Raw genomic sequence first — 14,090 nt, 5'->3', positions numbered from 1 at the left:
TTGGCCGGCACCGCCACCAAGGCTCCGCTTCCGTCAGCGGCAATTCGGATGCTCTGCTCAATCAACGCGGGGCTGATGAAGGGGCGGACACCATCGTGGATCAGGACGACGTCGCTATCCTGCGCCAGCCCCTGTAGCGCTTGCAGCCCGTTCATGACCGAGTGTTGGCGTTCGGCGCCACCCGCTACGATGGACAGGACTTTGGTAAGGCCGTAGCGTTCAACCACTTCGTTGCGGCAAAACGGGATCTCGTCCTGGGGCGTGATGAGTATGATACCGGTAATCAGGTCGCAGCGTTGAAAGACTGCCAGCGTATGGGCCAGGATCGGTTTGCCGTCCAAAAGCAGGTACTGCTTGTTGATGGCGGCTCCCATCCGTTTGCCCATGCCGGCGGCTGGGATGACGGCAAAGGCACGTGGCAGGGACATGGCTAGCGCTCCAGGACCTGCATAAGGGCTGTAGCCAGGAGCGGCAGATCCTCGTCGCGCAACGTACGTACATCCAGCATAAAACGATCGCGCTGGATGCGTCCCACCACGGGCGGCGTGGTTGCGCGCAGGGCCTGTTCCAGGCCGTTGGCGGTCAGGCCGGGAAGTGTCACCTCGATCAGCCGGGTGGGGAGTTGCAGCAGGGGAAATGAGCCGCCGCCCGGGCTTGAGGTGCCGCTGGCGGCCTGCAGGCTGATGGAGGACGGCAGCATGCGGCGCAGCCGGCGCTGCATGCTGCGCAGCCGGTTGTCCAGCTCCTGCTGGGAGACGGTCAGCATCTGCAGTGTTGGTATCGCTGCCATGGCCTGTCGTTCATCGCGGTAGAGGCGCAGGGTGGCCTCCAGCGAGGCCAGGGTCAGCTTGTCGATCCGCAGGGCCCGCAGCAGCTGATGACGTTTAAGTGTGTCGATGATATCCCGCCTACCGACCAGCAGTCCCGCCTGTGGGCCGCCCAGCAGCTTGTCGCCGCTGAAGGTCACCAGATCGGCCCCTGCCGCAAGATGTTCCTGCACCGTGGCCTCGCCGGGAATGCCGAAGCGGGACAGGTCGATCAGGCTGCCGCTGCCGGCGTCAACCATGGTGGGCAGGCCGGTCTGCTGGCCGATCTGTACCATGGTGGCGGTATCGACCTCAGCGGTGAAACCGACCACGGCAAAGTTGCTGGTATGCACCTTCAACAACAGGGCGGTCTGCTCGGTGATGGCGTTACGATAGTCTTTGGGGTGGGTGCGGTTGGTGGTGCCGACCTCCACCAGGCTGGCTCCGCTTTGGCGCATGACGTCAGGAATACGGAACGAACCGCCGATCTCCACCAGCTCACCGCGGGAGACAATCACCTCGCGGCCGCAGGCCAGCCCGGAAAGGGCCAACAACACGGCAGCGGCGTTGTTGTTCACCACCAGGGCTGCCTCGGCGCCGGTCAATGCGCAGAGCAACTGCTCCACATGCTCGTAGCGCTCGCCACGTTCACCAGTCTGCAGGTCAAATTCCAGGTTGCTGTAACCCCAGGCGGTCTCCAACAGGGCCGTTTCAGCGGCCTTTGGCAGGGGAGAACGGCCCAGGTTGGTGTGGATCACGATGCCGCTGCCGTTAATTACCCGACGTAGTGAAGGTTTTTGAGCGCGAGTGACCTGTTGGGCAATCAGTTCGGTTATCCGTTGAGGGGTAAGGTCGGGTTGCGAGCCTGCGCTGATCTGTTGGCGTACCTGCTCCAGCACCGTTCGCACGGCTTCACGCAGTTCATTACGGCTGGTTGCTGACGCCAATGCGGCAACGGCGGGCCAGCCCAGCACCTTGTCCATCTTTGGGATCAGGCGGCGTATGTCGCTGGCGGTTGTGCCACTCATTCAGGCTCCAGGCGATTACAGATCGAGCTGCATGGTCGCAAGGCTGCCGGTGCCATCAACCAGTACCTTACCGCCATATTCGGCGTTGGTTCTGACCAAGGCCTCGGCCGATTCACAGTCCCGTTTTCTGAACGCTTCAATGATCTTGGTGTGCTCCTGCACGGAGATGGTCATCCGTCCCGGCACCGATAGCGACATCAGGCGCAGGCGTTGGAAGCGGGTCACCAGGCCGGTGATCATATCACGAAGTTTGTCATTGTCGGAAGCCTTGATGAACAGGTCATGAAAATCGTTGTGTACCTTGAAAAACTGCTTCACGTCGCCATGATCAGCCATCACGCGGAGCCGCTCATTGATCGCCTCAAGCCGGACGATATCGCGGTCAGTCAGATTTTTACAGGCCCGGCGGGCCGCATAGCCCTCCAGAATGCTCTTGATAGCGTAGAACTCTTCCACATCTTTTGAGGAAAAGGCGCTGACCACGGCACCCTTGCGGGGAATCACCGTCAGATAGCCTTCAGACTCAAGTTGCCGAAAGGCCTCGCGGATCGGTGTGCGGCTGATGCCGTAGCGTTCAGCCAACTCTGGTTCCGATACTCTGCTGCCGGCAGTCATGGTGCCTGAAATAATCGCGTCCCTGATGTTTTCCAGGATTTTCTCCCGCAGGGTGAGATGCTTTTCCTTGGTTTGCTTGGTCATGGTAGGCCTACTCCGATAAAGGTCGGCACATTGTATACAGTATGCAAATTTTGTCAATGGTTTCAGGCCGATTGACGGCTGGTTGCATCACTGCCCCCATCCGTTCCTGAGCCGGCAACGGTCCGATCGGACTTGAATTTTGGTAGCGCAGGTAGTAGGTTGCGGCAGAGTACCGCGAAAGAGAGGAAGTTCATGCCCAGTCTGCTCTGTGCCCATGTCCCGTGGCCTCGCCTGGCGGAACACCGTGACTATCTGTTGGAGCAACGGATCAACCCTGAGTTGTACCTGCCGTCCGATGCCCTGGATTCGCTGGATGGTGAGCTGGTGCGCAGTTTTGCCGCTGAACTGGTTGCCCATGGTCTGAAGTGTACCATTCACGCCACCTTTATGGATTTGAATCCAGGTTCGGTAGACCGAGCCGTGCGCGAGACCACCCGACAGCGGGTGGAGCAGACTCTGGCAGTTGCAGCGGTGCTGCGGCCGCAGGTGATCGTGTTTCACCCTGGCTACAGCCGCCTGACCTATGGTTCGTCCGTTGAGACCTGGGTTGCCAACAGTGTTGCCTTCTGGCAGGAACAACTGCCCCGTGCACGTGAAATAGGTTGCAAGATTGCGTTGGAGAATATTTTTGAAGAGGAACCATCCACCCTGCGGCAGGTGCTGGACCGGATCAATGACCCTCTGGTGGGACACTGTTTCGATTCCGGCCACTTCAACATGTTCGCTACCGTCAGCCTGCAGGAGTGGTTTGCGGCGCTGGGTGATCGGATCGTCGAGAGTCACCTGCATGACAACCACGGTCAGGCCGACGAACATCTGCCGGTGGGTGAGGGGCAAATCGACTTTGAGCTGGTTACCTCGTTGCTCAAGCAGTACGCGCCCGATGCGGTCTGGACACTGGAGGCCCACAGCCGTGAGCGTCTGGAACGAGCCATAAAAAATATCCAGCAGTATCTTTAGGACGTGTTATGTCAGATAAAATCCTGGTAACCGGCGGCTGTGGTTATATCGGCAGTCATGTGGTACGGCAGCTCTCCGAGGCAGGCCATCAGGTGGTGGTCTACGATAACCTCTCCACCGGTTTTCGCGATGCCTTGGTTAACGGTGAGGAGTTGATCCAGGCTGATCTGGCCGACCACGACAGCCTGCAGGAAGTCTTCCGTCAGCATCGCTTCTCTACCGTGCTGCACTTTGCCGCCGCCATCGTGGCGCCGGAGTCGGTTCTGCAGCCGCTCAAGTACTACGGCAACAACAGCCGCAACACCTTGGCGCTCCTGGAGGCCTGTGTCCGTTTCGGGGTGCAGCGTTTCATCTTTTCCAGTACCGCCGCCGTGTATGGTTTACCCGCAGGGGGCAGCGCCTCGGAGGAGTCGCCCCAAGCGCCGATCAACCCCTATGGCAGCTCCAAGCTGATCAGTGAATGGATGCTGCGGGACGTGGCCGCAGCCCATGATCTGCAGTACGTGGCCCTGCGTTATTTCAATGTGGCTGGGGCCGACCCGCAAGCCCGCATGGGGCAACGCACCCCTGAGGCCACCCACCTGATCAAGGTGGCCTGCCAGGCAGCCTTGGGACAGCGCAGCCAGGTCGCCATCTACGGCACCGATTATCCGACGCCGGATGGCACCGGCATCCGTGATTATATCCATATCGAGGATCTGGCCGCAGCCCATCTCTCAGCCTTGCAGTATCTGCGGGAAGGCGGCGCCTCCACGGCCATGAACGTCGGCTATGGCCGGGGCAGCAGTGTGCGGGAGGTGCTGGCCATGGTTAAAGAGGTCAGCGGTGTTGATTTCAGGGTGGTTGAGGAGGGACGGCGTCCCGGTGATCCGGCCTGCCTGATCGCCCAGGCTGAGAAGATCGGTCGTCTGACCGGCTGGCAGCCGCGCTATACTGAGTTGCAGCAGATTGTAGCAGATGCCTGGCGTTGGGAGTCGTCCCTGGCCGCATCCAAGCGCTGAGTTCGTTGGCTTCGTCGTCGGTTCCTCGACGTACTGAGCAAGTACGCCTACGTCGCCTCCTCCTTGCCGCCTGCTCATTATCTTACATGCGGCCGGGACGTTTCGCCGGAGAGATTTGGTATGGATCTGATTGTCAGCCACGTCAATGCCGATTTCGACTGCCTGGGTTCCTTGGCAGCGGCTGGTCGGCTGTACCCTGACGCCCTGCTCTGCTTCCCCGGCTCCCAGGAAAAAAACCTGCGGGAGTTCAGTGCCCGTCATGCCGATCTGATTCCTCCCCTTGTCCGTCCCAAGGACCTGGACCTCTCCCGGATTTCCCGTCTGATCATCGTTGACTGCCAACAGGCCTCCCGTATCGGTCCCTTTGCCGAGTTAATCGGCCACCCTGGCCTGGAGGTACACTGTTATGATCATCACCCGTCGACCCCTGACAGCGTAGTCTATTCCGCTGGCGTGGTGCGTCCCTGTGGTGCCACCGCCACTATTCTGGTCGCCCTGCTTAAGGAGCGTGGCATCGAACCAACTCCGGCTGAGGCGACGCTGCTGTTGCTGGGCATTCATGAGGACACCGGTCGCTTGTTGTTCCCCACCACCACACCGGAGGACTACCGGGCGGTGGCCTGGCTGCTGGAGCGCGGTGCCCGGCTGCATCTGGCCGACGAGATACTCTCCCCTGAGCTGACCACCGAGCAGGTCAAGCTGCTGCATGATCTGCTGGATTCACTCAAGACCAGTGAGGTGGCCGGCGTGCGGTTGTCGGTGGCTCATGCCAGCCGTCCCTGGTACGTGGGGGATATTGCCGGACTAGCCCACATGATGCGGGATATGGAGAACCTGGATGTGCTGCTGCTGGCGGTGGCCATGGCCGATCGGGTCCACCTGGTGGCCCGTAGCCGTGTACCGGAAGTGGATGTGGGCGAACTGCTGCGCGGGTTCGGTGGCGGCGGCCATGCCTCGGCTGCTTCGGCTACGGTAAAAGGAGAAGCACTGCAATCGGTGCTGGAACGCTTGGATCGCAGTCTGCTGCTGGCAGTGCGCCCGCGACGAACCGTGGGACAGATTATGTCGTCACCAGTACAGACCATGGAAGCTGTCGCCACAGTACAGGAGGCCCGTGATCTGCTGGTGCGCTACAACTATAGCGCTATGCCGGTGGTGCAGCAGGGACAGGTGCTGGGGATCATCACCCGCAAGCTGGCTGAGAAGACGGTTTATCATGGCCTGGGTGACCGGCCGGTGACTGAGGTGATGCATACCGCCATCCTGCGTGCCACGCCGGAAACTCCGTTGAATGCCCTGATGGATCATATGGTGGGAGGCGACCGCCGTTTTGTGCCGGTCTTTGAGCATGACCAGCTGGTGGGGGTGGTCACCCGTACCGATCTGCTGCGGCACCTGCATGGCAGCAGTGGAGAGGGGGATACGCTCTACGATCTGGACCAGTTGTCGCCAGAACCGAAAGAACGAGACATCGCAACCTTGCTGCCCCACCGCCTGCCGGCTGAGGTCATGCAACTGCTGGCATTGGTAGGTCAGGCCGGTGATGAACTGGAGCTGGCGGTGTATGCCGTGGGCGGCTTTGTGCGGGACCTGTTGCTGGCGGCCCCCAATCTGGATATTGATATCACGGTTGAAGGGGACGGTATCTTCTTTGCCGAGACCTTGGGCAACCGGTACGGCTGCCGGGTGCGCCCCCATGAAGCCTTTGGCACGGCGGTGCTGGTCTTTCCCGATGGTCGCAAGCTGGATGTGGCCAGCACTCGCCTGGAATACTACGAATCACCCGGTGTATTGCCCACGGTGGAGCGGGCCTCACTGCGCCATGATCTGTACCGGCGCGATTTCACCATCAACACCCTGGCCTTGAGTCTCAACCATGGACGGTTTGGCCGGCTGGTTGACTTCTTCAACGGTCAGAAGGACCTGCAGGATCGCCAGATCCGGGTGTTGCATAATCTGTCCTTTGTCGAAGATCCCACGCGGGCCTTCCGGGCGGTCCGCTTTGAACAACGTCTGGGATTTCAGCTGGACCCCCACACTGAGGGGCTGCTGCGTTCAGCCGTGCGGGCCGGTCTGGTGGAGCGAGTAGGCGGTAAACGGTTGTTGGGCGAGCTGATCCATATCTTCAAGGAGCAAGAGCCGGCTCCGGCGGTGGCCCGCATGGCGCAGTTGGGGCTGCTGACCTGCATCCATCCTGCGTTGCGCTTCGGCCCCGACAGTGAACGGATGTTCGCAGAGCTGGAGCGCGTGCTGGCCTGGTACCAGCTGTTGTATCTCGATCAGCCGATTGAGCCGTGGGCGGTCTGGCTGCTGGCCCTGACCGATAGGCTGGACTCGCCCCGTTATCTGGAGACCTGTCAGCGGCTGGCCATGCCGGCACGGCTGATGGAGCGGTTGTTTGGCCACCGCCACCGTGCCCTGCGACGGTTGCAGACCATGCGTCAGGCGGTGACCCGCGGACAGCAGGTGGCCAACAGTCAGTTGTACAGCTGGCTGCATGGCGTGCCGCTGGAGTTGCTCTTGTACGGGCTGGCTCGCAGCGGCCGTGAAGAGCTGCGGCGACTGGTCTCGCTGTATCTCACCCGTCTCTGCACCGTCAAGATACAGCTGACCGGTACCGAGCTGCAGGCCATGGGGGTGCCTCGCGGTCCTGCTATCCGTAAGCTGAAGGAACGTCTGCTGGCAGCCCGGCTGGATGGCGAGGTGGCCTCCAGGGATGAAGAGCTGGCGCTGGCGCAGCGGTTGATTGCGGGAAAGGCTGGCTGATGGTTGTCGGTCGTTTTGCCCCGTCGCCCACCGGCCCGTTGCACATCGGCTCGCTGGTGGCAGCCGTTGGCAGCTGGCTGATGGCCAAACGTAGTGGTGGCCGTTGGTTGCTGCGGATTGACGACCTGGACCGTGATCGCTGTCGTCAGGCGTTTGAGGACGATATTCTGCGGACGCTGGAACGGTTTGGATTGCTGTGGGACGGCGCCATCGGTCGGCAAAGCGCCAACAACGATCAGTATGCTGCGGTCTTTGAGCAGCTGCGGCAGTTGGGCGCCGTGTATCCTTGCAGCTGCTCACGGGCCGAGATCGCCCGCTCCGGTTCGGCACCCCACCCTGGTGAGGAGATTCCCTATCCAGGCAGCTGTCGCGGCGGCTTGCCTGCCGGACGGCAACCACGGGCCTGGCGGTTACGGACCGAAGGCGTGACGATGGTGTTCGACGATCTGCGTCACGGGCCAGTTACCCATGATTTTACACACAGCGGTGATTTTGTGGTCAAGCGGGCGGAGGGGTTCTTTGCCTACCAACTGGCGGTGGTGGTGGATGACCGTCTGAGCGGCATCAACCAGGTGGTGCGGGGGGATGACCTGCTGGATTCAACGCCGCGCCAGGTGCTGTTGCACCAGTTGCTGGGCTGGTCACTGCCCCAGTATTGTCATCTACCATTGGTGACCGGACCCGATGGCGCCAAACTCAGCAAGCGGGATAACACGGTCTCGTTGGCCGACGGACGGGTGGTGGGCCATGAGGCGCAACTCTTGGTCAAGGCGCTTGATTTTCTGGGGGTCTGCGTGCCGGTTGAACTGCAGGGGGTCTCTTGTACAGAACTACTTGAATGGGGGCGATTACACTTTCAGGCTGTCACGAGTAATTCCGGGCTGTAATCAAGGCAATCCTTATCTGCATTATGCGTATGGCGTACTCTACGGTAAAGGGAGTGTTCTCTTGAAGGCAAAGTCTATACCGCTTTACTCCTATATATTCAGGCATCGTTTTAGGTGACGCGCCTCATCAGTAATGCGTCCACCACGTAATACGCCTTTGATGCACCATGTATCAACGGGTTTCGTTTTTTTACTGTTCAGCAGATTCTGGTTGGCCTTCAGGCCATACTGGATAATATTGGTCTCAAGTTCATCAATGACATCGCTGCGTATTTTTTTACTGGAGGGATAGTAGATGAAAAACAGTACCAGCGTGCCCTTGTCGCCGTTATGAAACAATTCATTTATGGCACCGATATTTCTGCTGTTAAACACCTCGGCCTCGAATGATTTTTCAGTTTTACCAATATAGAGCGGCACATAGCCTCTTGCTGCTTTTCTGGCGTAGACATAGACTCCAATCCCGGCAGCCTGCTGATTTTCAGCCCAAAATGCCTTCATTACTTCTGAATCCTTGTTGATCAGCCGGACTTCAGACACCTGATGTTTGTAGACCGGCACATTAAACGGCCCTGCCACACTAAATTCAATCATTATTTGGCTCCTTTGCATTGAATAAAAACTCTGACAAGCTCCCTAAAACAACCTCATAACGGCCTGAGCAGACTGGCTTGCCATACTCAGGCTGGTGATCCCCAAATTCTGTTGTGTCTGCAGCATCAGCATATTTGCCCCTTCTTCATTCATGTCCGCCAGGGTCAGATTATCGGAACCTGTCTGCAGCGTGGCAACCATCTGGTCGGTAAACTCTTTACGTACTGTGATTACACTGAGAGTTGAAGACATGGTAGCGGACTTGGTGCGCAGCGTGTTCATGGCAGTTTCGAGTTGTTTTTCTGATATTGCTATGCCAGCGGCAGAAGCCCATGAAATATCTGGTGGCATAACTGTTGACTGCGATGCCAATTCTCCATAGGTATCATCTCCCCAAGCCACCGTTGTACCATCATTTTTCAAGGCAAGCGATATTCCTGCCCCTGCAGTAATGCCAACTATACCGGACTGTGCTTCTGCCGGAACAACTGACTCACCGTTAAAATCAGATCCCCATGCGATAACACTGCCGTCACTTTTCAGTGCCAACGCATGGTAATAACCGGCAGAAATGGCCACCACTCCAGATTGAGCCGATGTCGGAACATCCTGGGCACCGGCAAAATTCCACCCCCATGTAACTACCGTTCCGTCATCCTTTAGGGCCATTGAATAGGTTGAACCTGCGCTTATGGCAACCACGCCTGATTGTGCTGCTGCAGGTACCGTTGTTTCGCCATAAGAGTTAGATCCCCAAGCCACTACAGAACCATCTTCTTTTAAAGCCAAGGAATGAAATTGTCCCGCAGCAATCGCCACTACATCTGATTGGGCTGATACGGGGACTGATGTTTGCCCTAGTCCATTCTCTCCCCATGCCACAACCGAACCATCACTTTTTAGGGCCAGTGAATGCAATTCGGTAGCCGAGATCGCAATTACACCAGATTGTGCAGCTACTGGAACGGTTGCGTATAGCGGATTGCCCCAACCAACTACACTGCCGTCTTCCTTTAATGCCAATGAGTGTATTCCACCTGCAGCTATTGCAATCACACCTGATTGTGCGGTTAAAGGAACTGTTGCTTGCCCGTTTGAATTATTTCCCCACGCAACCACTGAACCGTCTGTTTTTAAAGCCAATGAAAAGCCCACTCCTGCAGAAATGGTGTTCCCAGGCTGATTATTTACCCGCGAAACCCCTAGTGCTGCAGACGTTGCGTCAAAACCGTTAATCGTCATATTTGAACTGCTGTCTTCATTGAAGTTGACGGTCAGGTCTTCATTATTCAGCAAATTGGTACCACGATAACCCGAATCACCTGCCAATGTGTTAACTTGGTTCATAATGGTATTGAACTGGTCTGATAGGCTTATCGTTCTATCTTTGACCGATGCCATATGAGCACTACCCGCGATCCCTTTTGCCGTTTCTATTAACGACGTAATTGCCTTAATTCCTGCGTCGGCTGCTTTTCCATTCTGGATTGCCTCAATCATGCTGTCTTTTTTTGCACTAAGATCAGATGCCCTATTTATATGTGCCTGCGCAGCAAAGAAATTGGTGGGATTATCAAGCGCGCTGTTAACACGTTTTCCGGTGGCAAGCCGCTCCTGCGTTCTATCCACTTTTACGCTGGTTATTTTCAACGAGAGAAGATTGGTGCGCATTGAAGATGTCAAGGCTGTGTCAACGAGACCCATAAGTGACCCACATTATCAAGCATTAAATATGAAATTCAGGCCAATATATAACATTATATGGCTAGTCCGTAAGCGTATAATGCTTATCGGTCAATCTTTAATGTTATTCAAAATCTTTCTGATGCAATGCAGGATTGCTTCAGGGGGATGTAATGAAAACGACAAAGCAGTTACTTGGGGGCGAATCAAGGAATTACATCGTGCTCGTTGGTTAGCGCAGGAAGCGCTTGCTGAGGCTATTGGTATAGAGCCGCAATATATGAGCCGGATTGAGACTGGCGGCAGTGCACCAACAGTTGAGCGGATGGAAAGACTGTGCAGTGTGCTTGACGTTGAATTGCGTAGCCTGTTTGATTTTAGTCACCTGGATAGCCGCGAGGCGCAACTGGAGAGCGTTGAAGAGATGTTGAAAAGCCTGGATGAGAACGATCTGAAGGTGGTCTATCGGGTGGTACGGTCGTTCAGGGGCTAGGAGTACGAATGTCGTGCTTCAGGGAGAATAGCCAAAATATCTGAAATCTTGGGATAGTATAAAAATCTTGTTTCAAATTCGGTTGAAGATTGAGCCTCTTGGTCGATACAGCCAGCACAAGGTCAGCTAGTCATTCGGCAGCTTGTTTTTGTCTGGCGGCAGGAAGCTCTCGCCGGTGACGACGTTTCTGCCAGTCTTGTCTTCCAGGTCGAGACGGGCCTTTTTAGCGATGCCGCCGCCCTTCTTCCCCGCTTCTTTGTTCTCCTTTATGCCGGTGGCATTGGTGCTCTCGGCAATCTGACGGGTAGACAGCTCGGCCAGGGCGGTAAAGATCAGTTCTGCCTCGCTCATGTGGTCGCGCAGGTTCTGGCTTTTGAGGCCTTTCAGCGTCTTGTGTTCCTGTACCTTCAGCCCTGACCACTCGCGGTGGATGATGTCGGTCAGAATGGCAAACTCCGACTCCTCGCTGATCTCATGATCTTTCCAGTAGTCGGTCAGCTTGTTGCGAGTCTCCTGACCGGTCATCCGCTGCTGAATCCACTTCTCGCTCCTCCCCAGCTGCTGCCAATAACTCCGGGCACGGTACAGCGAACGGGACGGATCGGCCATCTCCTGCATCCGCTCGTAGCCGACCCGGGCCAGCCAGAGTTTGATTGGCTCTGCCTTGGGGCTGGGCACGGACTGGATCAACCGCAGCAGCACTTCGGGGCTGGCAACATCGGTCAGGCGCATTTTTCCGTCTTCAGCAGGCAGCTTCAACCGGTTACAATTTGTAACCGTTTCACTTCCTTCCTTACCGAGCCTGTTTTTTAGCACCTTCCAGTAGTTTCTGGCAGCTTGAAAATTCGGCTGCTGCAACAGTGCCCGGATGATATCCACGACTGAAAAATACCAGGTTTCGGTTTTATCGTCATAGACCCTGCGGATGTCATACCCTTCAAATAGTGCCGGTTTGTGTTCCATAGTAGCCTCGTTTCAGGCAGCATGGCGGGGCGGTTGCCTCTCCATAACCCTCTAGGTTATTACGTCGTACAGATGGCGGCCAGCTCACGCGCCGCCACCGTATACTCCTCCAGGTTGATGGTCCCTTCCGGCTCCCATTTTCTGACGCGGTAATACAGCTTGTCGTAGTACTGTTCAATCAATCCCTGGGCCAAACCCTCCACATCCCATGCCTCCAGTTTTTGTTTGAGCTCTTCGTACTGCTCGCCGCCCAGTTTCTTTTTGATCCGCTCCAGCGCCTCGGCCATAGGCCCGCGGTAGTCCTGGCGGGCATACTCCGCAGCCAATCGTTTGACGCGGGTTGCCACGGAGACCTCGCACCAGATCTTGGTGCTGGACGCCATCACCTCGTGCAGGTTGCCCGGCAGGGTCACGCGGCCGATCCGTTTGCTCTCCCCCTCCACCACGATCGGCCGGTCCAGCGGCGCCCTGCGGAAGGCGTCCCAGAGCAGGGTTTCGAACCGTTTCTGGGGGGGCTGTTCCCCCAGCCCCAGCGAGCCGAAGGCCGAGCCGCGATGGCGGGCCAATCCCTCCAGGTCGATCACGGTCCAGTCGCTGGCCGGCAGCTGATTCAGGAATTCGGTCTTGCCGGAGCCGGTCATGCCGTGCAGCACCACCAGCTGCACCGGCAGACTGACCGCTTCGAAAAAACTGCTGACGATCTGGCGGAAGGACTTGTAGCCTCCCTGCAGCTTGACCACCGGCAGTCCGCTCATCTCCAGCAGCAGGGCGATCGACTCGCTGCGCAGGCCGCCCCGCCAGCAGTAGACCAGCACCGGCCGGCCGGCAGCCGCTTCGGCTATGGTGGCCACAATCGAGGGAAAGCGGTGGCAGGTCAGCTCGAGGCCTCGCTGGCGGGCCAGCTGGGGTCCCTGCTGCTTGTAGAGGGTGCCGATCTCAACCCGTTCGGCGTTGGTCAGAATCGGGACGTTGATGGCCCCTGGCAGATGATCGTCGGCAAATTCCAGCGGGGTCCTGGCGTCAATGATGCAGTGGGTGTCGAGCAACTGTGGTGAAAACGGGATGGTGCGGGGCATGGATACGGCGCTCCAGAAGCGGAATTTTCAAGGCTTGACCCTTGCCTTGCACGGGATTCGATGCTACATATAAACACTCTTTTTCTTTGGTTTGCAAGGTTGCAACGACCTTTCTAGCTGATCACTAACCCCAGGAGGAAGCCATGCAGAATAAGCAGGTGCACTACAGTGAGTTGGGACTGGTTAACACCAAGGAGATGTTCACCAAGGCCATGGCTGGCAAGTACGCCATTCCGGCCTATAACTTCAATAACCTTGAGCAGCTGCAGGCCATCGTTACCGGCTGTGTCGAGACCAACTCGCCGGTGATCATCCAGGTTTCCAAGGGTGCTCGTAGCTACGCCAACGAGACCATGCTGCGCTACATGGCCATGGGGGCGGTACAGATGGCCCGTGAGATGGGCTCCCAGATCCCGATCTGCCTGCATCTGGATCATGGTGATTCCTTTGAGCTGTGTAAATCTTGCGTGGATAGCGGTTTTTCCTCGGTGATGATTGATGGCTCACACCTGCCCTATGAAGAAAACGTGGCGCTCTGCAAGCAGGTGGTGGAGTACGCCCACCAGTTCGGCGTGAGTGTGGAGGGTGAGCTGGGGGTGCTGGCCGGCATTGAAGACGAGGTTTCGGCCGATCATTCCACCTACACCAAGCCGGAAGAGGTGGAGGATTTTGTCAAGAAGACCGGCGTGGATTCGCTGGCCATCTCGATCGGCACCAGCCATGGCGCCTACAAGTTCAAGGCCGGACAGCCGGTGCCGCCGCTGCGTTTCGACATTCTGGCCGAGTGCGAAAAGCGGATTCCCGGTTTCCCGATCGTGTTGCACGGTGCCTCATCGGTGGTGCCGGAGTATGTGGATCTGATCAATCAGCACGGCGGCAAGCTGGAAGGCGCCGTTGGCGTACCCGAGGAGCAGCTGCGTCAGGCCGCTGCCAGCGCGGTCTGCAAGATCAATATCGATTCCGATGGCCGCCTGGCGGTAACTGCCAAGGTGCGCGAGTACTTTGCCAAAGACCCCAAGGAATTCGATCCGCGCAAGTATCTGGGCGAGGCCCGCAAGGAACTGGTCAAGCTGATCAAGCACAAGAACGAGACAGTGTTGGGGTCGGCCGGTAAGGCCTAAAGCGTAAGCGGTT

General features: G+C 57.5%; 13 protein-coding genes. 6 read left to right on the top strand and 7 right to left on the bottom strand.

What is annotated here, in order from left to right; all coding sequences use genetic code 11:
* From RBQ93_RS03305 to RBQ93_RS03295, 3 genes are all read right to left on the bottom strand, one after another.
* Window positions 1-428, bottom strand: a 428-nt coding sequence (locus RBQ93_RS03305) for a 2-C-methyl-D-erythritol 4-phosphate cytidylyltransferase (protein ID WP_320370590.1), incomplete at its 3' end; no start/stop codon positions are given.
* 2 nt (window positions 429-430) lie between these two features.
* Complete coding sequence (selA, locus tag RBQ93_RS03300; RefSeq protein WP_320370589.1) at window positions 431-1,834, bottom strand: L-seryl-tRNA(Sec) selenium transferase; 1,404 nt, start codon at window positions 1,832-1,834, stop codon at window positions 431-433.
* A gap of 15 nt (window positions 1,835-1,849) precedes the next feature.
* Window positions 1,850-2,533 carry a GntR family transcriptional regulator gene (locus RBQ93_RS03295; RefSeq protein WP_320370588.1) on the bottom strand — a complete coding sequence of 228 codons (684 nt, stop codon included), beginning with the start codon at window positions 2,531-2,533 and terminating at the stop codon, window positions 1,850-1,852.
* A gap of 192 nt (window positions 2,534-2,725) precedes the next feature.
* Here RBQ93_RS03295 and RBQ93_RS03290 point away from each other — a divergent pair, with 192 nt between their 5' ends.
* The 4 genes from RBQ93_RS03290 to gluQRS all read left to right on the top strand — a co-directional run bounded on the left by RBQ93_RS03290 (window position 2,726) and on the right by gluQRS (window position 8,147).
* A complete protein-coding gene (locus RBQ93_RS03290; RefSeq protein ID WP_320370587.1) occupies window positions 2,726-3,493 on the top strand; it encodes a sugar phosphate isomerase/epimerase family protein in 768 nt (255 codons plus the stop codon).
* An 8-nt stretch (window positions 3,494-3,501) separates the two neighbouring features.
* Window positions 3,502-4,494, top strand: a complete 993-nt coding sequence (gene galE, locus RBQ93_RS03285; protein ID WP_320370586.1) for a UDP-glucose 4-epimerase GalE — start codon at window positions 3,502-3,504, stop codon at window positions 4,492-4,494.
* A gap of 120 nt (window positions 4,495-4,614) precedes the next feature.
* Window positions 4,615-7,260 carry a CBS domain-containing protein gene (locus RBQ93_RS03280; RefSeq protein WP_320370585.1) on the top strand — a complete coding sequence of 882 codons (2,646 nt, stop codon included), beginning with the start codon at window positions 4,615-4,617 and terminating at the stop codon, window positions 7,258-7,260.
* Window positions 7,260-8,147, top strand: a complete 888-nt coding sequence (gluQRS, locus tag RBQ93_RS03275; protein WP_320370584.1) for a tRNA glutamyl-Q(34) synthetase GluQRS — start codon at window positions 7,260-7,262, stop codon at window positions 8,145-8,147. The genes RBQ93_RS03280 and gluQRS overlap by 1 nt, the downstream gene beginning before the upstream one ends.
* A gap of 90 nt (window positions 8,148-8,237) precedes the next feature.
* Here the strand turns inward: gluQRS and RBQ93_RS03270 are convergent, their stop codons facing one another.
* Both RBQ93_RS03270 and RBQ93_RS03265 read right to left on the bottom strand, forming a co-directional pair.
* A complete protein-coding gene (locus RBQ93_RS03270; RefSeq protein ID WP_320370582.1) occupies window positions 8,238-8,741 on the bottom strand; it encodes a hypothetical protein in 504 nt (167 codons plus the stop codon).
* Between the two features lie 42 nt (window positions 8,742-8,783).
* Complete coding sequence (locus RBQ93_RS03265) at window positions 8,784-10,445, bottom strand: hypothetical protein (RefSeq protein ID WP_320370581.1); 1,662 nt, start codon at window positions 10,443-10,445, stop codon at window positions 8,784-8,786.
* Between the two features lie 28 nt (window positions 10,446-10,473).
* Here RBQ93_RS03265 and RBQ93_RS03260 point away from each other — a divergent pair, with 28 nt between their 5' ends.
* Window positions 10,474-10,917: a helix-turn-helix transcriptional regulator gene (locus RBQ93_RS03260; protein ID WP_320370593.1), complete on the top strand. Its 444-nt coding sequence runs from the start codon at window positions 10,474-10,476 to the stop codon at window positions 10,915-10,917.
* A gap of 126 nt (window positions 10,918-11,043) precedes the next feature.
* Here the strand turns inward: RBQ93_RS03260 and RBQ93_RS03255 are convergent, their stop codons facing one another.
* Together RBQ93_RS03255 and mnmH are read right to left on the bottom strand one after the other, a co-directional pair.
* Window positions 11,044-11,880, bottom strand: a complete 837-nt coding sequence (locus tag RBQ93_RS03255) for a BRO family protein (protein ID WP_320370580.1) — start codon at window positions 11,878-11,880, stop codon at window positions 11,044-11,046.
* Window positions 11,881-11,939: 59 nt separating this feature from the next.
* Complete coding sequence (gene mnmH / locus RBQ93_RS03250) at window positions 11,940-12,956, bottom strand: tRNA 2-selenouridine(34) synthase MnmH (protein WP_320370579.1); 1,017 nt, start codon at window positions 12,954-12,956, stop codon at window positions 11,940-11,942.
* A gap of 143 nt (window positions 12,957-13,099) precedes the next feature.
* Between mnmH and RBQ93_RS03245 the strand changes: the two genes are divergently transcribed.
* On the top strand, window positions 13,100-14,077 hold the full coding sequence (locus RBQ93_RS03245) for a class II fructose-bisphosphate aldolase (RefSeq protein WP_320370578.1): 978 nt from the start codon (window positions 13,100-13,102) through the stop codon (window positions 14,075-14,077).
* The last annotated feature ends 13 nt before the right edge of the window (window positions 14,078-14,090 follow it).

The sequence above is a fragment of the Trichlorobacter sp. genome (genome assembly GCF_034008105.1).
Classification (GTDB): domain Bacteria; phylum Desulfobacterota; class Desulfuromonadia; order Geobacterales; family Pseudopelobacteraceae; genus Trichlorobacter.
This window is presented reverse-complemented; position numbering and strand designations above follow the sequence as displayed.